This is a genomic window from Mycobacterium paraffinicum, from assembly GCF_001907675.1.
GTDB classification, from domain to species: Bacteria; Actinomycetota; Actinomycetes; order Mycobacteriales; family Mycobacteriaceae; genus Mycobacterium; species Mycobacterium paraffinicum_A.
This window is the reverse complement of record NZ_MPNT01000007.1, coordinates 1-23,274: the sequence shown is the minus strand read 5'-3', so window position 1 is coordinate 23,274 and position 23,274 is coordinate 1. Positions and strand designations below refer to the sequence as shown.

At 67.7% G+C, this 23,274-nt stretch carries 22 protein-coding genes and 1 pseudogene; 10 read left to right on the top strand and 13 right to left on the bottom strand.

Annotated features, from left to right (window positions below):
* The first annotated feature begins 53 nt into the window (after positions 1-53).
* The gene (locus BRW65_RS09740; RefSeq protein ID WP_073873984.1) at positions 54-1,508 is read left to right on the top strand and encodes an aldehyde dehydrogenase family protein; all 1,455 of its coding nucleotides are present in this window, start codon (positions 54-56) and stop codon (positions 1,506-1,508) included.
* A gap of 68 nt (positions 1,509-1,576) precedes the next feature.
* On the opposite strand, the gene BRW65_RS09735 is transcribed toward BRW65_RS09740, so the two are convergent.
* Both BRW65_RS09735 and BRW65_RS09730 read right to left on the bottom strand, forming a co-directional pair.
* Positions 1,577-1,831, bottom strand: coding sequence for a hypothetical protein (locus tag BRW65_RS09735; RefSeq protein ID WP_073873982.1), 255 nt, complete (start codon positions 1,829-1,831; stop codon positions 1,577-1,579).
* 170 nt (positions 1,832-2,001) lie between these two features.
* Entirely contained in the window at positions 2,002-3,012 is a 1,011-nt protein-coding gene (locus BRW65_RS09730; RefSeq protein WP_073873980.1) for an NADP-dependent oxidoreductase, read from the bottom strand.
* A 61-nt stretch (positions 3,013-3,073) separates the two neighbouring features.
* On the opposite strand from BRW65_RS09730, the gene BRW65_RS09725 reads away from it, so the two are divergent.
* Together BRW65_RS09725 and BRW65_RS09720 are read left to right on the top strand one after the other, a co-directional pair.
* Entirely contained in the window at positions 3,074-3,736 is a 663-nt protein-coding gene (locus tag BRW65_RS09725; protein WP_244168053.1) for a hypothetical protein, read from the top strand.
* 29 nt (positions 3,737-3,765) lie between these two features.
* Positions 3,766-4,611, top strand: coding sequence for a class I SAM-dependent methyltransferase (locus BRW65_RS09720; protein WP_073873976.1), 846 nt, complete (start codon positions 3,766-3,768; stop codon positions 4,609-4,611).
* Positions 4,612-4,617: 6 nt separating this feature from the next.
* Here the strand turns inward: BRW65_RS09720 and BRW65_RS09715 are convergent, their stop codons facing one another.
* Positions 4,618-5,466 (bottom strand): glycoside hydrolase family 16 protein, encoded by an 849-nt coding sequence (locus tag BRW65_RS09715; protein WP_073873974.1) that lies wholly within the window; start codon positions 5,464-5,466, stop codon positions 4,618-4,620.
* Between the two features lie 257 nt (positions 5,467-5,723).
* On the opposite strand from BRW65_RS09715, the gene BRW65_RS31250 reads away from it, so the two are divergent.
* The gene (locus tag BRW65_RS31250) at positions 5,724-5,930 is read left to right on the top strand and encodes a hypothetical protein (RefSeq protein ID WP_139272971.1); all 207 of its coding nucleotides are present in this window, start codon (positions 5,724-5,726) and stop codon (positions 5,928-5,930) included.
* 273 nt (positions 5,931-6,203) lie between these two features.
* On the opposite strand, the gene BRW65_RS09710 is transcribed toward BRW65_RS31250, so the two are convergent.
* Entirely contained in the window at positions 6,204-6,875 is a 672-nt protein-coding gene (locus tag BRW65_RS09710; protein ID WP_073873972.1) for a cutinase family protein, read from the bottom strand.
* A 102-nt stretch (positions 6,876-6,977) separates the two neighbouring features.
* On the opposite strand from BRW65_RS09710, the gene BRW65_RS09705 reads away from it, so the two are divergent.
* Complete coding sequence (locus tag BRW65_RS09705; RefSeq protein ID WP_073874344.1) at positions 6,978-7,673, top strand: class I SAM-dependent methyltransferase; 696 nt, start codon at positions 6,978-6,980, stop codon at positions 7,671-7,673.
* Here the strand turns inward: BRW65_RS09705 and BRW65_RS09700 are convergent.
* Genes BRW65_RS09700 through BRW65_RS09690 form a run of 3 tightly spaced genes read right to left on the bottom strand, consistent with a single transcriptional unit; the run spans position 7,654 to position 10,734 of the window.
* On the bottom strand, positions 7,654-8,730 hold the full coding sequence (locus BRW65_RS09700; RefSeq protein ID WP_073873970.1) for a prenyltransferase: 1,077 nt from the start codon (positions 8,728-8,730) through the stop codon (positions 7,654-7,656). The two genes, BRW65_RS09705 and BRW65_RS09700, sit on opposite strands and share 20 nt — an antisense overlap.
* Positions 8,717-9,475: a class I SAM-dependent methyltransferase gene (locus BRW65_RS09695; RefSeq protein ID WP_073873968.1), complete on the bottom strand. Its 759-nt coding sequence runs from the start codon at positions 9,473-9,475 to the stop codon at positions 8,717-8,719. Before BRW65_RS09695 ends, BRW65_RS09700 begins: the two co-directional genes overlap by 14 nt.
* Positions 9,469-10,734 (bottom strand): glycosyltransferase family 4 protein, encoded by a 1,266-nt coding sequence (locus BRW65_RS09690; protein WP_073873966.1) that lies wholly within the window; start codon positions 10,732-10,734, stop codon positions 9,469-9,471. The genes BRW65_RS09695 and BRW65_RS09690 overlap by 7 nt, the downstream gene beginning before the upstream one ends.
* Before the next feature lie 399 nt (positions 10,735-11,133).
* Here BRW65_RS09690 and BRW65_RS09685 point away from each other — a divergent pair, with 399 nt between their 5' ends.
* The gene (locus BRW65_RS09685) at positions 11,134-11,940 is read left to right on the top strand and encodes a DUF1906 domain-containing protein (RefSeq protein ID WP_073873964.1); all 807 of its coding nucleotides are present in this window, start codon (positions 11,134-11,136) and stop codon (positions 11,938-11,940) included.
* A 40-nt stretch (positions 11,941-11,980) separates the two neighbouring features.
* Positions 11,981-12,760, top strand: a complete 780-nt coding sequence (locus tag BRW65_RS09680; RefSeq protein ID WP_208611785.1) for a glycerophosphodiester phosphodiesterase family protein — start codon at positions 11,981-11,983, stop codon at positions 12,758-12,760.
* 165 nt (positions 12,761-12,925) lie between these two features.
* On the opposite strand, the gene katG is transcribed toward BRW65_RS09680, so the two are convergent.
* From katG to BRW65_RS31700, 4 genes are all read right to left on the bottom strand, one after another.
* Positions 12,926-15,166 (bottom strand): catalase/peroxidase HPI, encoded by a 2,241-nt coding sequence (gene katG, locus BRW65_RS09675; protein WP_073873962.1) that lies wholly within the window; start codon positions 15,164-15,166, stop codon positions 12,926-12,928.
* 34 nt (positions 15,167-15,200) lie between these two features.
* The gene (locus BRW65_RS09670; protein WP_073873961.1) at positions 15,201-15,641 is read right to left on the bottom strand and encodes a Fur family transcriptional regulator; all 441 of its coding nucleotides are present in this window, start codon (positions 15,639-15,641) and stop codon (positions 15,201-15,203) included.
* An 84-nt stretch (positions 15,642-15,725) separates the two neighbouring features.
* Positions 15,726-17,006, bottom strand: a complete 1,281-nt coding sequence (locus tag BRW65_RS09665; protein ID WP_073873959.1) for a L,D-transpeptidase — start codon at positions 17,004-17,006, stop codon at positions 15,726-15,728.
* Positions 16,987-17,136, bottom strand: coding sequence for a hypothetical protein (locus tag BRW65_RS31700; RefSeq protein ID WP_167374026.1), 150 nt, complete (start codon positions 17,134-17,136; stop codon positions 16,987-16,989). Before BRW65_RS31700 ends, BRW65_RS09665 begins: the two co-directional genes overlap by 20 nt.
* Positions 17,137-17,142: 6 nt before the next feature.
* Between BRW65_RS31700 and BRW65_RS09660 the strand changes: the two genes are divergently transcribed.
* Positions 17,143-17,967, top strand: a complete 825-nt coding sequence (locus BRW65_RS09660; protein WP_073873957.1) for a hypothetical protein — start codon at positions 17,143-17,145, stop codon at positions 17,965-17,967.
* A gap of 59 nt (positions 17,968-18,026) precedes the next feature.
* Entirely contained in the window at positions 18,027-19,538 is a 1,512-nt protein-coding gene (locus BRW65_RS09655) for an FAD-dependent oxidoreductase (protein ID WP_073873955.1), read from the top strand.
* A 9-nt stretch (positions 19,539-19,547) separates the two neighbouring features.
* Here BRW65_RS09655 and BRW65_RS09650 read toward each other — a convergent pair whose 3' ends face one another.
* Together BRW65_RS09650 and BRW65_RS09645 are read right to left on the bottom strand one after the other, a co-directional pair.
* Positions 19,548-20,540, bottom strand: a complete 993-nt coding sequence (locus BRW65_RS09650; protein WP_073873953.1) for a class I SAM-dependent methyltransferase — start codon at positions 20,538-20,540, stop codon at positions 19,548-19,550.
* Positions 20,541-20,647: 107 nt separating this feature from the next.
* Complete coding sequence (locus BRW65_RS09645) at positions 20,648-21,823, bottom strand: glycosyltransferase (RefSeq protein WP_073873951.1); 1,176 nt, start codon at positions 21,821-21,823, stop codon at positions 20,648-20,650.
* Between the two features lie 331 nt (positions 21,824-22,154).
* On the opposite strand from BRW65_RS09645, the pseudogene BRW65_RS32640 reads away from it, so the two are divergent.
* A pseudogene (locus BRW65_RS32640) lies at positions 22,155-23,138 on the top strand (PPE family protein); the annotation flags it as partial.
* Between the last annotated feature and the right edge of the window lie 136 nt (positions 23,139-23,274).

The window sequence follows — 23,274 nt, the reverse complement described above, 5'->3', positions numbered from 1 at the left end:
GCTCAGCATTGGGGGGTTCCGGCCGAATGGCCCCGCGACTCGGAAGGGATCAGATGACGCTGCAGACGGTATTGGAGGACATTCGCAAGCGCCCGGGAACGGGGGATGTCATCACGGTCATCGACCCCGCAACGGAGGACACGATCACCGAATTCAGCGACTGCGGCGAGGCGGCTGTCGACGACGCCGTCGGGCGGGCCAGGGATTCCTTCGAGTCGGGCATCTGGTCTCAGCTCCCGGGCCGCGAACGCGCCAAGATCATGTGGCGCATCGCGGACTTGATCGACGAACACGCCGAAGAGTTCGCCCAGCTCGACTCGCTCAACACCGGTATGCCATTGCTGCAGGCGCAGCTGCAGATGTCCACCTGCTCGGAATTCTTCCGCTACTACGCCGGCTGGTGTTCCAAGATCAACGGCGTTGCGTACGACGTGAAGACCGACGGCATCGCGACGGACGCCTTCGTCAACATGCACGCCTACACACTGAAGGAGCCGTATGGCGTGGTGGGACTGATCTTCCCGTGGAACGGCCCGATCTTCAACGCGAGCGCTAAGCTGGCGCCCGCGCTGGCCGCCGGCTGCAGCATGCTCGTCAAGCCCGCCGAGGAAACTCCCTTGTCGGCGCTCTTGCTCGACAGGCTGGTCCACGAGGCGGGCGTGCCCGAGGGCGTGGTCAACCTGCTGACCGGCTACGGCCACACCGCTGGCGCGGCGATCACGGCGCATCCCGATGTCGAGAAGGTCGCCTTCACCGGGTCGACCGAAGTCGGCAAGGAGATCGTGCGGGCGGCGGCGGGCAATTTGAAGAAGGTCACGCTCGAACTCGGCGGGAAGTCGCCGGTGCTGATCTTCGACGACGCGAACCTGGACAAGGCCATCCTGATGGCGTCGCTGGGCATCTTCGTGCACTCCGGCCAGGGCTGCGTGTGCGGTTCAAGAATCTTCGCGCAGCGCGGCGTCTACGAGCGGGTGGTGGAAGGCATCGCCATGATGGCGAACACATTCAAGCTCGGCGGCCCGGGGGAGGAGGGCTGCGTCAGCGGCCCCCTGATCAGCCAGAAGCAGCTCACCCGCGTGATGGGCTTCATCGACGAGGGCAGACGCGACGGCGTCGAGGTCGTCACCGGCGGCCACCGCCTCGACCGCAAGGGCTACTTCGTTCATCCGACGGTGCTGACCAACGTCGACCCCGCGATGCGGCTCTACCAGCAGGAGATCTTTGGGCCGGTGGTCAGCATCCTGCCGTTCGACGACGAAGACGAAGCGGTGGCCATGGCCAACGACACCACTTACGGCCTTGCCGCCACCGCCTGGACCGAGAACGTCGGCCGCGCCCACCGGATCGTCAAGCGGTTGCAGGCGGGCAGCGTCCAGGTGAACTGCCAGCTGGTGTTCGACCACGACGTGCCCTTCGGCGGTCACAAGCAGTCCGGCTGGGGACACGAGTTCGGCCGCGAGGGCATCGACATGTATTTGAAGACGAAGTCGGTCTGGGCTCAGCTCTGACTTTTCCGGACACGGAAAAGCCCCGAACCGCAACGGGTTCGGGGCTTTTCGTCAGCTCACGTCCGCGTTCAAGAGCCCTTGGCGTAGCGGGTCAGGAACCCGAAGGCCGCCACCGCCGACACAGCGCCGATCACGCCCCAGAGCACCAGCTGGAAGACCATCGACCCGAAGAGCCAGCCGAATGTCATCCCGATGTAGAGGGCCCAGATCAGCCGGTAGGCGCTCCAGAGCGCAACCGCGCCGGCGCTGAGTCCGATGTAGAGGCTGCGTTGCCGGTCGACTCGATTGATCTGGTCTTCGATGCTGGCCGGGACGATCTTCATTTCTGACTTCCTTTCGTGGGCGCGCCGCCGGATTGGCGTCGTCGTTGCGCCAAGTACAAACCGCGGCGCGGGCTACCGATCCCAACGTTGTCCGACGATGAAGGCATGGCGTCACCCTTAAACCCCGCGGTGAGAGGCACGGGTCGGGTGACACCCCGGGCTTCGGCTGATCAGCCGACCTTGACCACCAGCTTGCCGACGTTCTTGCCGTCGAACAGCATGTTGATCGCTGTCGGCAACTGCTCGAACCCCTCGACGACGGTCTCGAGCGGCGTGAGCTTTCCCGCCTCGATCAGGCCGGCGATCTCGCCGATCGCTTCCGGCGCGCGCCCGAAGTGGTCGAGGACGATGAAGCCCTGCACGGTCGCCCGCTGGATGAGCAGGTTCCCGAACGCGCGCGGACCGGGTGGGGGGTCCTGCGCGTTGTAGCCCGAGATCAGGCCGCAGAGTGCGACGCGGGCGCCGATGTTGAGGCGCGTGAAGATGGCGTCCATCAGGTCGCCGCCGACGTTCTCGAAGTCGACGTCGATGCCCTTCGGTGTGGCCGCGGCCAGCTGGGCGGCCCAATCGTCGGCGCGGTGGTCGACTGCCGCGTCGAAACCCAACTTGTCGGTGAGCAGCGCGCACTTCTCGGGACCACCGGCGATCCCGACGACACGAGCGCCGGCCGCCTTGGCGAGTTGCCCGGCGACCGAGCCCACCGCGCCGGCCGCCGCCGAGACGACGACGGTCTCACCGGGCCGGGGCTTGCCGATGTCGCGGATCCCGACCCACGCGGTGAGGCCCGTCATCCCGAGCGCGCCCAGGTAGGCGCTCGGCGAGATACCGGGTGCCACGTCCACCGGGTTCACCATCGACGTGTCCGTGATGACCGCGTACTCCTGCCAGCCGAGCAGGCCCTGCACCTGCTGCCCGACCGGGTAGGCAGGGCTCTTGGACGCGACCACCTCGCCGATCCCGGCGGCGCGCATGACCTCACCGAGCCCGACCGGGGGGAGGTAGGTGGGGGTGTCGTTGATCCACGTGCGGTTGGTCGGATCGAGCGAAATCCAGTCGACGCGCACCAGCGCCTCACCGTCGCCGAGCTCGGGGATCGCCTCTTCGCCCAGTTCGAATGTGCCGGGGCCGATGCGGCCGGCGGGGCGTTCGCGAAGCAGGAAACGGCGGTTTCGATCGGCCATATGCGCACCGTACCCTTCAGCAAGGGGCCCGCCGAACGAAGGGTTTTGCACGGTGAACGTGATGTCGCGAATCGTCGCTGTCCCTGTCGCCGCGCTGACCGTCGCGGCCCTATCGCCGCCCGGGTCGGCCACTGCCGATCCGCCCCCCACCCAGCAGATCACCGTCATGGCAGTCGGTCCCGATGGCCAACCGATCAACGGCTACCGGGAGTCGCCCCCGGAGGGCAACATCGTCACCGTCACCTGCGACACGGCATCGCCGTCGGCGGTGGACGACAACGTGTACTCCTGCTCGCCCAGTGCGGCCGGCGCCGGCACGTGCTGGCCTTCGACGCCCGGCTCCCTGCTGTGCGTGGACGACCCGTGGGAGCGGCGGCTGCATCGGGCGAACTACGTGGGTTCTCTCCCGCCGGTGCATCCGACCGCGACCCCGGACCCGTTCGCGCTGAGCCTCGACGACGGCACCCATTGCCAGCTCCGCAACGGCGGCGCATGGGGCTCGCGCGCCGACGGCTACGAGGGCGCCTACTGGTGCGGAGACCCGCACGCAAACCTTTCGGTGCTGTGGCTGCCCAGCCAGGGTCCGGGGACGTGCATCGACCGCTCGTCGGCGGCATGGACCGTCAAGGTCGGCCAGCTGGGCGCGCCCGGCACCGCCTTTCCACCGCCCCAAACCCGGACGGTGGCGGAAGCGTGGTTCGCCGGAGGCAAGGCCGGCCAATAGGCCGGCGCGGGTGCTGCTATAACGCACGTATGTCAGCCCCCAGACGCACGATCACCCACGTTTCGGACACCGCCCGCTGGACCGCGTTGCACCGGGCGACCGAAACCGCCCGTCCCGACGCGCTTTTCAACGACCCGCTGGCCGAGCGCCTCGCGGGCGAACACGGCCGCGAGATCGTCGCCAACGTGCCGCGGTCCACCCGCAACGGCTGGTGGCTCGTCGCGCGCACCAAGATCATCGACGACGCCATCGCCGAAGCCATCGCCGCCGGCTGTGACCGCGTGCTGAACCTGGCCGCCGGCCTGGACACCCGCCCCTACCGATTGGACCTGCCCGCCGACTTCACCTGGGTGGAGGCCGATCTGCCGGCGTTGCTCGCCGAGAAGACGCAATTGCTCGCCGACGAGATGCCCCGCTGCCGGCTGACGCGCATGGCCGTCGACCTGGCCGACCCCGCGGCCCGGGGTTCCTTCCTGGACGAGGCCCTGGCCGGCGCAACCAAGGCCCTGGTGCTGACCGAAGGCCTGTTGATGTACCTGGAGGACGGTGACGTCGCCGCGCTTTCAGCGGCGATCACGCGACCCGAGGTCGGGTGGTGGATGCTGGACTTCGCCGGCCCGGGACTGAAGAAGATGATGAACAAGAAGATGGCCGGCATGCTGCAGAACGCGCCGTTCAAATTCGCACCCGAGAACGGGTTGGCCTACTTCGAAAACCTGGGCTGGCGCACCGTCGACGTGCAGGCGCTCTATCTCGCCGCCCACCGGTTCCATCGCTTGCCGGTGTGGATGCGCCCACTCACCTGGCTGCCCCCGCCGAACCCGCGGCATCCCGGCGGCAGAGCGTGGAGTGCCACGGCCCTGCTCACGCGCTGAGCGCGCTTACCAGACGCGGATCCAGTCGACGAGCATGTCAGCGGGATAGCTCCCCGGCCCGGGATCGCCGCCACCGGAACCCGCCACCGCCAGGTTGAACACCGGGTAGACCGTGTAGCCGGGCCCGTTGAACGGCCAGTCCGGCAGGGAACTGGCCGGCACGTCGAAGTAGGGCTGTGCGCCGTCGGCATAGTCCTTCCAGAACCGGATGCCCGCCTCATCCCACTGGGTTCGCCAGGTGTGCCAGCCGCTGTCCATCGCGATGTTGTGGGTCTTCCACTCTCCACCGTTGGCTTTGGCGTGGACGGTGGTGGCCGAGGGCCAGCTGCCGTTGCCGTACCACTCCATGACGTCGATCTCGCCCTGGTCGTCGTTGCCCAGCCAGTACGCCGGCCACGCCCCGGCGGTCAGGCAGTTGAGCTTGATGCGGGCCTCCCAGGTGTGGCCGACGCCGCCGCGCCAGAGGCTTTGAACCTTGCCGCTGTAGTAGGTGGGTCCGTCCTTCGCCGCCCGAAGCACCAGGTTGGAGTTGCCGTCCAGGAAGACGTTGCGGCGATCGTCGCGGTACTGCCCGATCCGCTCGGGCTGCTCCCAGTACGTCGGGTCTTTGATCGTCTCGCGGGCCTTGGCCACCGCCCACTTCGACGCGTCGGGCGCCGAGCCGGCTGGGCCCTCGAATTCATCTTGGAAAATGTAGGTGCCGGCTTGGCCGCTGGGCGCCTCGGGAGCGGGCGGGCGATCCGCCGGCAGGTCCCGTCCCGAGGGGCGGGCCCGGGCTTCCGGCGCAGGCAGCGCGGCGGCCAGCACGCCGATCCCGGTCGTCAACATCATGCGGCGGCGATCCATCTTGGGCATACGCAAGGGACCATAGCAGCCGCCGCCCCGGCGGCCGAAGCGGGAATTGTTGTCGGTGGCTGCCGCTAACGTTTCGGATCGCCGGCGGGCCAGCGCGGACGGCGGCGTGAAGCGGCTGAAGGATTAGTCAAATTCATGGCTAATTCTCAACTTTGTGGATGGTTTGGTCTCAGGATCGTCCGGGCATTCTGGAATCACAAGCCGATAACCACAAGTCGTAGAGCTTTTGCGGGTTGCGCTGAGAGGAGTTAACGATCGTGGCTAATACACCGGGAGCGACGGTTATTTTCCTTCAGTCCCACCCGCTATGGACTGCGGCCCAGCGCCAGGAGCGCGAACGCAACGAGGCGATGCGCCGCCATCCCGCCTTCCGCGCCCGTCAGCGCGCCGCGGCGTCGGGCGGCGACGTGGTCCCGCTCGTGCGCGACTTCAAGCTGTACTCGAGCACGAACACGCCGGCCTGAGAATTCCCGGCCGCAAATTGCTTCAAAAGTGCCGAGCGGTCTTACTCGCCGGCCGAGTTAATGGCCACGCAAAAACGATCCGATAACGCTGCCCGTTCGACGCACGACCCATCGGTCGCTCGAAGCCCGTTCGCGTTCCGCGATTTTTCGCATTGCCGCCCGTCGCCTTTTTTGCGTTCGGAAGCGAAGTCGGTCGCGAGAAGCGATGGCCAACAATCGGTTTCCGCCCGCACACCGCCCGTGCGCTGGCGCAGCGGTGCGTCGCCCGACGGATCAGAGCCTGCCGGCGACGAAGTCGGCGGCCTGGTTGGCCATCCCGGCATCGATGTATGCACCGGCCAGGTGTTGGGGCCAGTTGGCTTTCCAGGTGTTCGGGTCCGCCGGGTTACAGATGGGATCGGCACCGTGGCACAGCTCGATGGTCCGGTCGTTGTAGATCGGGCTGAAGTTCGTGATCGGGCCCACCCACTGGCTGCCGTTGCCGAATAGCGCCACGGCGGCGATGTGCTGGTCGGCGCCCGGCGGGAGGGGGCTGTCGAAGCCGAACGCGCTGATCGGCGCGGCGAGCACCACGTCGGTCACCGCCGCGCCGAGCGAGTAGCCGCCCAGCACCAGCCGGGTGTCCGGGCAATTGGTGATCATGTCCTGAACATGGCGGCTCATGTCGTTGGCGCCCTGAGCGACCTCGGTGTCGGCGGGGTAATTGACGGCATAGACACCGATGTTCTTGTTGACCTTGGACCGGAGCGCGCTGATGAACGCGTTGCCCAGCGTTCCCACTCCTGGCGATTCCATTCGGCCGCGGGCGAACACCACCTGCACCGGGGGACAGTTGGCGGCCGTGGCGTTGGGAATTGCGGGCGACGGCAGCGCAGCGGGCAGCGCCAGCGCGGCCGCGGCCAGAACCGCCGCCAGGGCGATGCCACCGAGTCTGCGGGCGAACACAGCATGATCGTAGAGCGATCGCGACTCGGCCGCTGGTCAACGTTGCCGGCCACCATCGACCACGCCGATCGGGCGAGGCCGGTTACCGATAGGTTCTTCGGTGTGAGTCACACCGACGTCGGTTCAACCGAGCGCCTATTTGCTTTGGCCGAGCAGGTGCGGGGTTTCCTGCCCGCCGACGAGGGGCGCGCACTCTACGACGCCGCGCTGCGGTATCTCGGCGGCGGCGTCGGCGTCGAGATCGGCACCTATTGCGGCAAATCCACGCTGTTGCTCGGTGCGGCAGCCCAACAAACCGCAAGCGTGCTCTACACGGTCGACCACCACCACGGCTCCGAGGAACACCAGGCCGGCTGGGAGTACCACGACGCCTCGCTGGTCGACGAGGTCACGGGCATGTTCGACACCCTGCCGACGTTTCGTCGCACACTCGACGCCGCGGGGCTGGACGACCACGTCGTCGCCATCGTGGGCAAGTCGCCGGTCGTGGCCGCCGGTTGGCGCACGCCGCTGCGGTTTCTGTTCATCGACGGCGGCCACAGCGAGGCGGCGGCGAACCAGGATTTCGACGGCTGGGCGAAGTGGGTCGCCGTCGGCGGAGCGCTGGCCATCCATGACGTGTTCCCGGATCCCCGGGATGGCGGGCGGCCACCTTACTACATCTACCGCCGAGCGCTCGCTTCCGGCCAGTTCCGGGAAGTTACGGCCACCGGGTCGCTGCGGGTGCTCGAACGGGTCGGGGGCGAGCCGGGCGCGCCGATCCAACCAGACACTCAGGTCACCAACCGGGGCCGGTAGCGACGCATTCGCAGTCGAAGTCCGTCTGCAGGCCCATCGGCAAGCCCTCACCGCGGAAGATCCCGGCGCCGGCAGTAGTGTTCGACAGCGCGTCGGCGGCGAGGATCATCGCCGCTCCGGTCCAGGTGGTGCGCTCCTCGGGCCACCGTTTCCCGTCCGCGAACACCAAACCCGTCCAGTACGAGCCGTCCCCCTCGCGGAGATGCTGCATCGCGCCGAACTGCCGGTAGGCGGCCGACCGCTGGCCGATGGCGTCCAGCGCCATCACCAGTTCGCATGTCTCTGCGCCGGTCACCCAGGGCCGGTCGGCCACGCAGCGAATGCCCAGGCCGCCGACCACGAAGTCGTCCCAGCGCTGTTTGATTCTCGCGGCCGCCTGGGGTCCGCGTAAGGCGCTGCCGAGGATGGGGTAATACCAGTCCATCGAGTAGCGCTCCTTCTCGGTGAACGCCTCGGGGTGTGCGACTATCGCGTGGCCGAGCCGGCCCAGCGCCAGTTCCCACTCCGGCTGCGGCTCGCCGACCAGGGCAGCGAGCGCGAGGGCGCACCGGATGCTGTGAAACACACTCGCGCAACCGGTCAGCAGGGCTTCCTCCAACGGACCGGCTTCGCTTCGGGCCCAACAGATCTCGCCATAGCCGACCTGCAGGTCGATGACGAAGTCGATCGCCTTGTGCACCACCGGCCACATCCGAGCGGCGAAGCGCCGGTCACCGGTGACGAGCACGTGGTGCCAGACGCCGGTGGCGATGTAGGCGCAGAAGTTGCTGTCGCTGTTGGCGTCTTCGACGACGCCGTCGCGGAACTGGATAGGCCAGGATCCGTCGGCCCGCTGGGTGCGACGGCTCCAGTCGAACGCGGCGCGCGCCGGTTCGAGCAGTCCGGCGGTGGTGAGCGCCATCGCGCATTCCACGTGGTCCCACGGATCGGTGTGACCGCCCTCGGACCACGGGATGGCTCCCGAGGGTTCCTGTGTGGCAGCGATGGACAGCGCGGTTTGACGGCATTGCTCGGGGGTTAGGACGCCCGCGACCGATGGTGGGTTAGACCGACGCAACTGAATATCCCACCGTCGCCCGGCTTTGCGCCGCCGGGTGCTTGACGAAGTACATGGCCACGCTCTTGCCGACCAGCGGATTGAGCAGCGATTCCGCCAGCTGCGTCACCTTCGGACGCCGCATCAGGTCCCACACCAGGAGCTTGTGGTAGGCGGACACGGCACGGTGCTCGGAGTTCGACACTCCCACGGCGCATTTCAACCACCAAAATGGCGAATGCAACGCGTGAGCATGGTGGGCATGCGTCAATTCCATCCCGCCACCAAGGATCTTGGCGCGCAATTGACTGGCCCGGTAAATGCGCACGTGGCCGCCCTCGTTGCTGTGGTATTCGTCGGACAGCAACCAACACACCCGCTCCGGAAGCCAACGCGGCACGCTGACCGCCAGGGTGCCGCCGACCTTGAGCACCCTGATCAGCTCGGCGATGGCGGCGTCGTCGTGCGGTATGTGCTCCAAGATCTCGGACGCGATCACGCAGTCGAACGTCTCGTCGGCGTACGGCAACTTCAGCGCGTCACCGAGCACCGCCTTGGCCGACGCCCCGGCGGGCGCCTCACCGGTTTCCGCCATGGCGCGCAAAATGGTGTCCACCGAACGCAATTCGGCCTCGTCGCGGTCGAACGCGATTACGTCGGCACCGCGCCGATACGCTTCGAAGGCGTGCCGGCCGGCCCCACAACCGACGTCGATGACCTTGGTCGCGGGCCCGATCCGCAGCCGGTCGAAATCGACTGTCAGCACTGCGCTTCCCCCTCGGTCGCCGCCGAAGCAGCGTTGCGAGCGATTGCCCGCTCGTACACGCGAACCGTTTGAGCGGCCACGGCTTCCCAGCTGAAGACGCTGACGGCGCGGGCGCGTCCCGCCTTGCCCAGATTCCGTCGCTTCTCCGGTGAGTCCAACAGGTCACCTAGGGCGCGGGTGAGCGCGTCGACGTCGGCGGGCGGCACCAGTTCGGCGCATGCGCCGTCGGTGCCGAGGACTTCGGGCAGCGCACCCACCCGGCTGGCCACGATCGGCGTCCCACTGGCCATGGCCTCCACCGCGGGTAGCGAAAACCCCTCGTAGAGCGACGGAATGCAGGCGACTTCGGCCGAGGCGAACAGCGCGGCGAGCTCGGCGTCGGAAAGCCCGCTGGTGATGTGGACGATGTCGGAGATGCCGAGCTCGGCGATGAGCTTGTGGGTGGGACCGTTGGGTTCCACCTTGGCCACCAGGCGCAGCTCGAGATCCCTGCTCGTGCGCAGCCGGGCGACCGCGTGCAGCAGGGTGCGCACACCCTTGAGCGGGGTATCGGCGCTGGCGATCGCGATGATCCGTCCGGCCTGCCGGGGCCGCGGGCCCGGCTTGAACAGCTCGGTGTTCACGCCCAGCGGCACGACGTGCAGCTGATCGGGGGAAACGCCGAAGTCGCTGACGATGTCCGCGGCCGACGACGAGGAGACCGTCAGCAGGTCAGGAACCTGGCGCGCCACCTGCTGCTGCATGCCGAGGAACCCATACCATCGCTGCACCAACGGTTTTCGCCACCACCGCGCGGCGGCCAGGTCGAGCACCCGGTCGCGGGTGATCGGGTGGTGCACGGTGGCCACCACCGGCAGGCCCGCGCCGGCGATCGTGAGCAGTCCGGTGCCCAGGCTCTGGTTGTCGTGGACGACGTCGAAATCCGCCGTCCGGCCCGCCAGCAGCCGGGCGGCGCGCATGGTGAACGTCCGCGGTTCCGGGAACCCCGCGGTCCACGTGGTGAGCAGTTCCAACAGGTCGATCGAGTCACGAATCTCGCTGGGCCGCGGCACACGGAACGGGTCGGGCTCGCGATACAGGTCCAGGCTGGGCACCTTGGTCAGCCGCACCCGCGGGTCGAGCAGATCGGGGTAGGGCTGGCCGGAGAACACCTCGACGTCATGACCGAGTTCCACCAGCCCGTGGCTGAGATGGCGCACGTAGACGCCCTGTCCGCCGCAATGGGTCTTACTACGGTAGGACAGCAAGGCAATTCGCATACTCAACTCTTCTTTGCTGGTGAATGACCGCGGAACAGCGCCGAACCCATCGCGGTCAACGGACTCCCGAACTCCGTGACAGCAAACTGGACATGTGTCCAGACTATAGTTCGATCACCTAATCGAGCGCAACGAGCTCGGACATCACCGGCCCCCGCGTAAACGGTCTCGCGGAAATCCGGCATCCAAGGATCATGCCACCCGGCCAAAAAGTGCGTTGAGTTGAACCGTTCGGCCACCCGCCCGCGCAACCGGCGTACGCCGGGTCGGCGTCGTCGTCGCCCGGCTGCCGAACCTAGCGCGGCCCGCTGCCGGCGACCGAAGCCGACCGCGAGAGTGCACCGCCCAGGTCGTAGAAGGCCGACCACCAGTTCTGAGCTGTTTTGTTACCATCGCGCGGTGCAGGGTTCGGCTGCGTCAGGCGCATGCCGCGGACGGCGATCGGCGTCGCGACGCGACGTCCTGAAACTTGCCGTGGCGCCCGCGTTCCTCAGCTTCGTGACGTCGGCCGCCAACTCCGCGGCGCCGACGGCGTTCGCCGCCGACGTGCGGCTGATCGATTTCGCCGAGCGCAGGATTTCGCCGGACGAGATCAAGGCGGCGGGTTATGCCGGGGTGGTGAATTACGTCTCCGAGTCGCGGCCGGGCGCGAATTTCGAGGCGAAGCCGATCACCCGCGAGTACGCCGACGCGCTGCGCGCGGCGGGTCTGCAGATCGTCAGTAATTTCCAGTACGGCAAACCCGGGTGGCCGGACCCGTCGGACTACACCCGCGGTTACGACGGCGGGATGGCGGATGCCCGGACGGCGCAGCGGTTGCACGCCGCCGCCGGGGGCCCCGGCTCGGCCCCGATATTCTTCAGCGTCGACGACGACATCGACGAGAACACCTGGAACAGCATTGCGGTGCAATGGTTTCGGGGCATCAACTCGGCACTGGGCGTGGGCCGCACCGGCATCTATGGGCATGCCAACGCGTGCGGCTGGGCGATCCGAGACGGCGTCGTCGGGAACTCGACCACGCCCGGGCACCGGTGGGCGTGGCAGACGAAGTCGTGGTCGCGCGGCGCGCGCGAACCCGCAGCGGTGCTCTACCAGTCCGTGGTCAACAGCCCGGCCAACCCCAGCCCGCTCCTCGGCGGGATCAACGTCGACATCGACGAGGTGCTGGCCGCCGACTATGGCCAGTGGAGCCTGGATCGGTGAGCCGAGCGGGCGGCTGATGGCTGATCGCGGCGTATCCACCGTGCAGTTTCTGCGTGACGCCGGGCGAATCGCCATGGCGCACAGGGGATTTACGTCGGTCAAATGGCCGATGAACAGCATGGGGGCGTTCCGCGAGGCGGCCAAGCTCGGGTTTCGTTACGTCGAGACCGACGTCCGGGCGACACGCGACGGCGTCGCGGTGATCCTGCACGACCGCAACTTCCGGTCGGAATCGGGGGCAGCCGGCGCCATCGACCGCCGGCACTGGCGCGAGGTCCGCCACCTGCAGTTGGGTGCGGGAGAATCGATCCCGACCCTGGAGGAACTCCTCGAGACGCTGCCGGACATGCGGGTCAACATCGATATCAAATCGCCGTCCGCCGTCGTTCCCACCGTCGACGTGATCGAGCGCATGAAGGCGCACGACCGGGTGCTGATCACATCGTTCTCCGAACGCCGTCGGCGTCGTGCGTTGAGGCTGCTGTCCAGACGGGTCGCCAGCTCGGCGGGTCTCGGCGCGTTCCTGGCGTTGCCGGCGGCGCAGACGCCCGCCGGCCGGGCCTACGCCTGGCAGGTGTTGCGTGACAGCGACTGCCTGCAACTGCCGCCACGGCTAGGCCGGTTACCGATCATCACGCGTGGACTGGTCAGGGCCCTTCATGAGTCCGGACGTCAGGTGCACGCCTGGACGGTCGACGACCCGGAGACCATGCACGCACTTTTCGATATCGGCGTCGACGGCATCATCACGGATCGGGCCGATGTTCTCCGTGAGGTTCTAGTCGCCCGCAACGAGTGGCGACCGCGCCAGGCCAACTGATGCTTGACGCCGTCGACGAACACGAGACATAAACCTTGGCGATCGTTCGCGCGTCGGGTACGTGGTTTATGTGTCGCGGAACGGGGGGCCCGTATCCGCGCGCCGACCTGACGCACGGCGCCCCGCGAGCCGATGGCCCGCGGGGCGCCGCTCGATATTCCGGTCTTACTTCAGATCGAACCGGTCGCTGTTCATGACCTTCACCCACGCCGCGACGAAGTCCTCCACGAACTTCCCCTGGTTGTCATCCTGGGCGTAGACCTCGGCCAGCCCGCGCAGCACCGAATTCGACCCGAAGACAAGGTCATTCGCGGTCGCCGTCCACTTGACCGCGCCCGAGGCCCGGTCGCGGCCCTCGTAGACGTTCTCGCCGGTCTCCGACGGCTTCCACTCGGTACCCATGTCGAGCAGGTTGACGAAGAAGTCGTTGGTCAACGCGCCGGTCCGGTCGGTGAACACCCCGTGTTTGGTGCCGCCGTGATTGGCGCCGAGGACACGCAGCCCACCGATGAGCACCGTCGTCTCCGGGGCGGTCACGCCCAGCAGGTACGCCCGCTCCATCAGCAGGTGTTCCACCGGAGCCTTCTCGCCGGGCCGGATGTAGTTACGGAATCCGTCGGCCCGCGGTTCGAGCACCGCGAACGACTCCACATCGGTGTTCTCCTGGGAGGCGTCGGTGCGACCGGGCGCGAAGTGCACGGAGATCTCGTAGCCCGCGTCCTTCGCCGCCTTCTCGACCGCCGCGGACCCCGCCAGCACGATCAGGTCGGCCAGCGAGATCTTCTTGCCGCCGGACGCCGAGCCGTTGAAGTCCTGCTGGATCTTCTCCAGGACCGGCAACACCTTGTCGAGCTCGGAGGGCTCGTTGCATTCCCAGTTTCGCTGCGGCTCCAGGCGCAGCCGCGCGCCGTTGGCGCCGCCGCGCTTGTCGGTGTTGCGGTAGCTGCCGGCCGCCGACCAGGCGGTCTTGACCAGTTGGGAAACCGACAGGCCCGACTCGAGAACCTTGCTCTTCAGCGCCGCGACGTCGTTGTCGTCCACCAGCTCGTGGTCGACGGCGGGAACCGGGTCCTGCCAGAGCTGCGGTTCGGGGATCCACGGCCCGAGGTAGCGGCTGATCGGCCCCATGTCGCGGTGTAGCAGCTTGTACCAGGCTTTGGCGAACGCCTCGGTCAGCTCTTCGGGATGGTCCAGCCAACGGCGCGTGATGTCCCGGTAGATCGGGGACTCTCGCATCGAGATGTCGGTGACCAGCATCGTCGGCGCGCGGCCCGGCCCACCGAAGGGGTCGGGGATGGTGCCCGCACCGGCGCCGTCCTTGGCGACGAACTGCCAGGCATCGCCGGGACTCTTGGTCAGCTCCCACTCGTAGCCGTACAGCGTCTCCAGGAAGGTGTTGTCCCACTTGGTCGGGGTGGGCGTCCACACCACCTCGAGGCCGCTGGTGATGGCGTCCTTGCCCACGCCGGTGCCATACGAACTCTTCCAGCCCAGCCCCTGCTGTTCGATCGGGGCGGCCTCCGGCTCGGGCCCGACCAGGTCGCCGGGGCCGGCGCCGTGGGTCTTGCCGAAGCTGTGCCCGCCGACGATGAGCGCCGCGGTCTCCTCGTCGTTCATCGCCATCCGGCCGAACGTCTCGCGGATGTCGATGGCCGCCGCGATCGGGTCCGGTTTGCCTTCGGGCCCTTCAGGATTGACGTAGATCAGACCCATCGTCGTCGCCCCGTACGGCTGGGCGAGGTCACGCTTGCCCGAGTACCGCTTGTCGGTGCCCAGCCAGGTGTCCTCCTCACCCCAGAGGATTTCCTCGGGCTCCCAGACGTCCTCGCGGCCGAAGGCGAAGCCGAAGGTCTTGAAGCCCATCGACTCCAGGGCGCAGTTGCCGGCGAAGATGATCAGGTCGGCCCAGGAGATCTTGTTGCCGTACTTCTTCTTGACCGGCCACAGCAGCCGGCGGGCCTTGTCGAGGCTGACGTTGTCCGGCCAGCTGTTCAGTGGGGCGAACCGCTGCATGCCCTGGCCGCCGCCTCCGCGGCCGTCGAAGATGCGGTAGGTGCCCGCGGCGTGCCAGCTCATCCGGATGAACAGGCCGCCGTAGTGGCCGTAGTCAGCGGGCCACCAATCCTGCGACGTGGTCATCACCGAGATGACGTCCGCCTTGAGCGCGTCGACGTCGAGTTTGGCGAACTCCGCGGCGTAGTCGAAGTCGTCGCCGAGCGGGTTGGACCGCGGGTTGTGCGGCTGCAGCGTCGACGGGTCGACCTGATCGGGCCACCAGTCCCGGTTGGTCAGCGGCGCGTGCGATTTCGGCTTGGGCGAGGGGATTGCGGGGTTTTCGCTCTCGCTGCTGCTAGCCGTCTTGCTGTCCTCGTGGGGCGGCCGGCCTTGGGAGATATCGGAAGACACAGCATTCCTTTCTTGGGGGGTGATGGGCTGCGATCTAGGAACCTGCAGTCGAACAGTCGGGGCAGACGCCCCAGTAGATGACCTCGGCCTCGTCCAGGACGAAGCCATCCAGAACGTCGTTGTCGTCGGACGGGGTGAGACAGGGCGCCTCGCCGACGGCGCAGTCGATGTCGGCAATCACGCCGCAAACACGGCACACCACGTGGTGGTGGTTGTCGCCGACGCGCGACTCGTAGCGGGCCACCGACCCGGAGGGCTGGATCCTGCGCAACAACCCGACCGTGCTCAGCGCGTTCAGGACGTCGTATACCGCCTGGCGGGACACGTCGGGCAGGCCCACGCGGACGGCCGAGAAGATCGTCTCGGTGTCGGAATGGGGATGGGCGTCGACGGCCTCGAGCACCGCGATCCTGGGCCGGGTCACCCGGAGATCGGCCATGCGCAGTCGTTCCGCGTAATCGGCCGTCGATGACACCGCACCAATATGACGCACTTATTTGGAACGAGTCAAGACTTTACTGTGAACTGGGGCACAATCGCTGGTGACGAATGAGCTGCGTCACGTCTGCGGCTTCAGGGCGCTACCTTTGCGCCAGTCGTCCCAGCTGATCGTCCAGTCACCGTTCTGCGCCAGGGTCAGCGGCGGGCCGCCGCTGTTGCGGACCTCCACCACATCGCCGGGTACGGAGAAGTCGTAGAACCATTTCGCGTTGTCGGCGTTGAGGTTCAGGCATCCGTGCGAGGTGTCCTGATGGCCTTGAGCCCACACCGTAGCGTCCAGCTCGTGCAGGTAGATGCCGTCGGTGCTGATCTTGGTGGCCCAGTTGATGGTCTCGCGGTAGCCCAGGCGGGAGTTCTTCGGCAGCCCGAACGTGGAGGAGTCCATGACGACGGGGTTGCCCTTGTCCAGCACGGTGTAGACGCCCGGGGGAGTCCAGAGCGAGATGCTCTTGCCGCCGACGTCTTCGGTCCCGCCCATCCCCATCGAGGTGGGCATCGTGCGGACCAGGGCTCCGTTGTCGAAGACGCTGACCTGATGGGTCGCGTCATCGGCGACGGAGACGTGGGCGTCGCCGATCCGGAACGACACCTTGGTGTCGTCCTGCCCGAATAGGCCGTCTCCCAACGAGATTCCGTAGATCTTGGCCTCGGCCGTGACGGTCGTGCCCGGCGCGTAGTAGCGCTCCGGGCGCCAGTGGGCGTTCTGGTCGTCGACCCAGTACCACGAACCCTCCACTCGGGGGTTGGTGCTCACCGCCAGCTGACGCTCGGCGGCGGCGCGATCGGCGATCTGTTCGTCGAAGTGCGCCACGATCACCGTCCCGACCCCGTAGGTGCCGCCTTCTTTGAGCGCGGCCTCCGACGTGGTGGTGAACGACACCTTGGTCTGGTTGGACGGCTTCACCGTCGAAAAGGACGAAACCTGGTTTGACGCAATGCCATTGGGGCCCCGGCTGGTCACCGTCAGGGTGTAGGTGCGGCCGTAACCCAGGGGGACGGTCGGCTTCCATACCGTGTTGTCGGGTGTCATCACGCCCTGCACCGACCTGCCGCTTTCGTTGACCATCCGGACCTCTGTCAGCGTTCCGGTGTCGGCCTTGACCATCACCTGGGCGACCGGATCGACGTCATGGGCGTTGGGGCCAGGCGTGATCGTCACCTGCGCCGGCCCCGACGCCTTGGACGAGGCGCCGCGGTGACCGCACCCGCCGCCGAAGCAACCGAGGGACGCCGCGATCAGGACTCCGCCGACCAGCGCGACGACCACCACCACGGCGATCAGTAACCGGCGATCCCGCAGGATCCGGTGGACGGGCCGATCACTGCTCTTGGACATCATTGATCTGGCGGATCCTTGCGTTCTGTTGGTGCCGGGTCGAAATCGCTTGCTGCCCCGGCGCGACGATGTTGTCCTTCAGGTGCCACAGAGGTGCGGTTTTTAAACCGGCGGTGCCGGGCGCGTGGATCATGGCGTCATGGCCGACGACGAACTCGACAGTCTTTTTTGGGCCCCGCCGAAGGAATTCACCGCCGAGCGCGCCAGATTGACCGCCGCGGCCAAACGCCGCGGGGACGACGCGGCGGCCAAGCGAATTTCCTCCTGCAACAAGCCAACTACGGCTGCGTGGATCGTCAACCGGCTCGCGCTGCGGCACCGGGACACCGCGGAGCGCCTGGCGGAGTTGGGTGATGAGTTGCGCGCCGCGCACGCCGCGATGGACGGCGCCCGCATCCGGGAGTTGTCGGCCCGGCAGCACCGGCTCATCGACGAGCTCACGCGGGCCGCATTCCACGCCGCCGACGTCAAACAGCCGTCCTCGACCATGCGCGACGACATCACCAGCACGCTGCAAGCCGCCATCGCCGAACCGGAGGTCAGGCAGCGGCTCGGCCGGTTGGCCCGGCCCGAACAGTGGTCGGGTTTCGGTGACTTCGGCGCCGCGACCACGGTAGCGACGGCCTCCGCCCGCACCGCAAAGTCCAACGAGCCGGCGGCGAAGTCCCGCCCACGGCCGGCCAAGCGGTCCATGCGCGACGCCGCCGCTCAGCGGCGTCTCGAAAAACTGACGGCGGCGGTGACGGCCGCCGAGCGCAAGGGGGCCGAGGCCGACGCCGCGCTGGCCGCGCGCCGCGCCGAGCGGGATGCGGCCCGAGAGCGTCGCGACGAGGCGCGCGCGGCGTTGCGGACCGCCGAGCGGGAACTCGAACGCGCCGAAGCGGGCTACGACCGCGCGAAGCGAGCCGGCCGCGCCGCGGAGGAGGCGGTCAGGGAGGCGAAAGCGCAGCTGAGGCGCGGCTGACGCCGGCCGCCGGGCCGCGTCGGTGTTTCCCTGGGGTGGGCAGGGGTATTAGCCCAGCCGTGACGTCTTTATGGTTGGCCAATCGAGGCGAACAGCCGTGGGCCGCGAGCCAGCTTGACCAGGGACCCCGCTCCGCGGATGTCATCGTGGTGGGTGCCGGCATCACCGGGCTGATGACCGCGGTGCTGCTGGCCCGCGCCGGCAAGGACGTGCTGGTGCTCGACGCTCGGACCGTGGGGGCCTGCGCCACCGGGAACACCACCGCGAAGATCAGCCTGCTGCAGGGCACTCACCTGTCGAAGATCGTGCCCAGGCATGGCAGGGACCTCGCCCGTGCCTACGTGGACGGGAACCGCGAAGGCCAGGACTGGGTGGTCGATTATTGCGAGTCGCATGGCATCGCCGTGCAGCGCGAGGACGCCTACACCTACGCGCAGTCCGCCAAGGGGGTGCCGTCCGCGCAGTTGGAGCTCAAGGCCTGCCGGGCGGTCGGGCTGCCCGCGGTCTGGGACGACGACGCCGGCGTGCCGTTCCCGTACCACGGCGGGGTGCGGCTGCCCGATCAGGCGCAGTTCGATCCCATGCCCTTCCTGGACGCGCTGGCGACGGAGCTGCTCGGCCGCGGCGGCCGCCTCGTCGAGCACACGCGGGTCCGGCGGGTATCCAGCCGCGGCGACCGCGTGCGTGTGCACGTCAACGACGCCGCTCAGCAAGACGTGGAACTCGTGGCCGCGCAGCTGGTACTCGCCACCGGCATCCCGATCCTGGACCGCGGGGGATATTTCGCGCGCGTGAAGCCGAGCCGGTCCTATTGCTTAGCGTTCAAGGTCCCCGGCAACATCACCAGACCGATGATGATCTCGACCGACTCGCCGACCCGCTCCGTGCGCTATGCGCCGGTCGCGGACGGGGAGCGGCTGATCGTGGGCGGCGCCGGCCACACGGTGGGTCGCAAGAAGAGCCCGACCAAGGGGCTCGAGGAACTGGCGTCATGGGCCCGCACGCACTACCCGGGGGCCGAGCAGACGCATTTCTGGTCGGCGCAGGATTACACCCCCATTGATCAGTTGCCTTACGTCGGGCCCATCCTGCCGAACACCCAAACCATCTTTGTCGCAACCGGATTCAATAAGTGGGGGATGACGAACGGCGCCGCCGCGGCGTTGGCGTTGTCGAGCCGCATCCTGGGCGGGCGGATGGATTGGGCCAAGGCGTTCGCCAGCTGGAGCCCCCACGAGTTGTCCGGGCTGCCGACCGCCATGCAGTTCAACGCCGAGGTCGGATTCGATCTGGCCAAGGGCTGGATCACCCCACTGCTGCGCGCGGGCCGCCGGAGCCCCGGCGCGGACGAGGGCGGCGTGGTCAGCGGACCACCGTGGCATCTGGAGGCGCGTTGCCGCGTCGACGGCACGGAGCATCGTGTCTCGCCGGTGTGCCCCCACCTCGGCGGGATTGTGAACTGGAACGACGCCGACAAGGCCTGGGAATGCCCGCTGCACGGGTCGCGCTTCGCCCCGGACGGCACCCTGCTGGAGGGGCCGGCCACCCGCGACTTGTCCGTGTCCGCCTAGAAGGGGGGCTCAGTCCGTCTTGCGGTAGACGAGCCAGCGCAACTCGATCGGTGAGTGCTCGCGGTCGACGTCGAAGACGTCGAGCCCACTGGCCCAACCCTCGAACCAGCCGGTGGGCGGCCAGGCGCCCGCGGGCAAGTGCGCCTTTTCGTATTCGTACGCGGAATCGTCGGCGACGAGTTCGAGGGGGAGTCCCGCCACCGCGCTCGCCATCTGGTCGTGCGTGTAGATCATGGTGTTGCACTGCTGACCGAATTGCAGCACGGCTTCGTCGGGCACGTAACCACCGCGGGGCAGGAACGTGTTGAAGACCAATCGTCCTGCGGGAGCCAGGCATTCGGCCGCCAGTTCGAACACGCCCCGCAGTTCCTGGGCCGTGCGAAAGTCGGGCACCACCTCGGAGAGCACCATCAGCTGGTATTCGTCGTGGACACTTTCCATCGCGGTGAAGACGTCGCTCTGAATCACCCGCACGGCCAGCGATTCCCTCTGCGCCTCCGCGCGCATGACGTCGGCAAGCTTCGCGGCCATCTCGACCGCATCCACCGGGTGGCCGCGCCGGGCCAGCGGTAGCGCGTTGCGCCCCGTGCCCGCCCCGACATCCAGCACGCGGTAGGCCGTCGGGTCGGGCGCTTCGGCGGCCAGAGCCAGCACCCGCGCATCGGGCTCGTTGCCGAACAGCGGCGCCGGGCGCACGGCCACCCATTCGTCGTAGTCGGCGTCTAGCGTCCGCCACTCGGCCTTGACGCGGATGTTGACGCTCGTCCCGAAGGGGGCGTCGAACGAGATCAGGATGTCCGAGCGGGGGGAGGCCTTGAAGCCCTTCGCCAGCTCGGTCTCGAGCGAGCTCCGCAGCTGAGCGGACTGTTCGGGCGTGTGCCAGACGCCCAGGGTGGCGCAGATGTTGCCGCACAACTGTACGTACTCGTCGATCAGGCTCGGGACGGCCGGCACTCTGATGTGCCCCTCGGCCGACGTCCGGCGATACCACCGCCTGATCATTGCCTCGTAGCGGATCGACGGATCGAGAGGCTCAGAAGGCGGACCCTGCACCAGAACCTTCTACACGACCCGGCGGATTTGCACCACCGATCGATTCCACGCGCCGATCACCCTGAGCGAGCGGCGTCTTCGAGGAAATCGGCGGCCTTGGCAACGCTTTCGGCGGGTTTGGTCATCCGAGCGGCCACCTCTCGGGCTGCTGCCGTGACGTAATCCGCGGCGAGCAGGGCGCGCAGGTCCGCGACCAGTGAATCGTAGGTCGACTCCGAGAATGCCCTTGCGATGCCGACGCCCAACTGGCTTACCGCGGATGCCCAGATCGGCTGATCGAGCCAGAGCCAGAGCACCAGCATGGGGACTCCGGCTCGCATGCCCGCGGCGGTCGTACCCGCGCCTCCGTGGTGCACGATCGCGCGGCATGCCGGAAAGGCCGCGCTGTGATTGACCGCCTCCACAATCTTCGTATGACCCGAGCGGGTCAGGCGGGCGAAATCGTTGGACCCGCTGCAGATCAAGGCTCGTTCGCCCAACTGCTCGCATGCCCCGCTGATCACCGCGACCGTCTCAGCGGGCGAGGTGATCGGAGTGCTACCGAAGCCGAAGTAAATGGGCGGCGGTCCGTCGGCGATCCACGACAGCACCTCGTCGTCGACATCGGTCGGCATTTCCAACGTCAGCGAACCGATGAACGGCCGTCGGTACCCAGGTCGCGCCCACTCGGCCGCGAGCTCGGGCATGCAGAACTCTTCGTACGCCTGGATTTCCAGCGTCGGGCTCTTCGACGACCGACCGCCTTCCGGCAAGCCAAGCGCCAAGCGTTGCGCGCGCTCGGCCACGCTCGTGACATGCGCCTGGGCAACGCCGAGGTCCAAGACGCGCGCGGGAAAGAAGTGCAGCGCGGCGAACGGCAGGCCGCAGGACTCCGCGACATTGGCGGCCAGCCGCTGCTCGTTCATGCCGGCCACCAGCAGGTCGGCGCCCTCTGCCAAAGCAGCCAGCACCGTGCTCTTCTCCGCCCACACCCGGGTGACTTGCTCCGTGACTTGCGGCAGCGCGCTCATCGGATCCTGGACGCGGCGAACGAATTCCGTGGCCTGGTGTATCTGCTCTCGCGTGTCCGGGCCATAGCCGGCGGCGGCGAGTCCGGCCGATTCAGCGAATCGGCACCTGTCAGGCGGAACCGCCATCTGCACGTCGTGGCCTCGGCGGAGCAGCTCGCGGCCGACGGCGACACACGGCTCGACGTCGCCCCGGCTTCCGTAGGCTGCCAGCACAAATTTCATGGACGACCTAACTCGCGGTGATGGAGTCGATCCAAGCAGACCAAGTGACGGGGGACGGTCCGCTCCGATTGGCCGAGCTCGCACGGGAAGGCTCCGAAGGCCGCTCCGTGGCGTTGGCAGGCTCCGTTGCGCTGCGGGGGTAATTTATCGGTGTTCTTGGGACGGACACTGCGGGGGCGAGGGGGCGGCACTCGGTTATGCGCCGGTGCCGAACCTGTACTACTAAAAGGAAACGAGATTTGTTTGCTGTCCGTTGGGCAATCCCCCTACCGCCTGCAATGAGCCGTTAACGCCGTGGCTACCCGTTAACCCGTCCGGAGGGAACGACGACATGGACTTCGCAGCACTGCCTCCGGAGATCAACTCCGCGCGGATGTATACCGGCCCCGGGGCCGCGCCGCTGCTCACCGCCGCGATGGCTTGGGACGCGCTGGCCGGCGCGCTGCATTCCGCTGCGACCTCCTACCAGGCGGAGGTCGCAGCGCTGACCGGCGGGCCGTGGCTCGGGCCGGCCGCGGAGGCGATGGCGGCCGCGGCCGCCCCTTACGTGACTTGGACGCGCACCGCGGCGGCGCAGGCCGAACAGACCGCCAACCAGGCCAAAGCCGCCGCGGCGGCGTACGAGGCCGCGTTCGCCGAGACGGTGCCGCCGCCGGTCGTCGCGGCCAACCGCACCCTGCTCGTGTCCCTGATCGCGACGAACATCTTCGGTCAGAACACGCCCGCGATCGCGACAACGGAGGCGCAGTATTCGGAGATGTGGGCCCAAGACGCCGGGGCCATGTACGCCTACGCGGCGGCGTCAGCGTCGGCAACGAGGCTGACGCCGTTCGCCGCGCCCGAGCCGAGCACCGATTCGGGCGGATCGGTGCGGCAGGCCGCCGCGCTCACCCAGGCTGCCGGCACGTCGGCCGGAAAGGTGCAAAACGCCCTCTCGTCGACACAGCAGGCCTTCTCCGCAGCGCCCAATGCGCTGCTCAACCTCGCGAGCCCCCTCGACTTCGGTTTCGGCGGGCGGGACCTGCTGGGGCTGGCGGCCGACCTGAGTGCGGTGTTCATCGACCCAGAAGTCGGGAGCGCGGGGCTTGCCGCCGCAATCGTGGCGCTTCCCTACGACGTCTCCGGCGCGTTGACCGGTTTCCACACCGACGACATCGTCAGCGGCTGGGCCGGGGTTCAGTCTTGGCCCGGCTGGGCGCCCGTACCCCCGACGCCTTTCCCGGTCATCACCAATGAAGCGGGGGGCTCGGCGGCGACGGCCGCCCTCGGCGAGGCCAACACCGTCGGCGCATTGACGGTGCCGCCCGCTTGGACCTGTCTCTTATTCTCATCTTCGACCCCACTGTGCTCTACGTCATCTCGTATGCCTTCTTCTTCTTGTTAATATATCTGGTATCATTCTCTTTCTTATTCTCTTGCTTTCTGCTTGTTTCTGTTTTTCTCTTCTATTT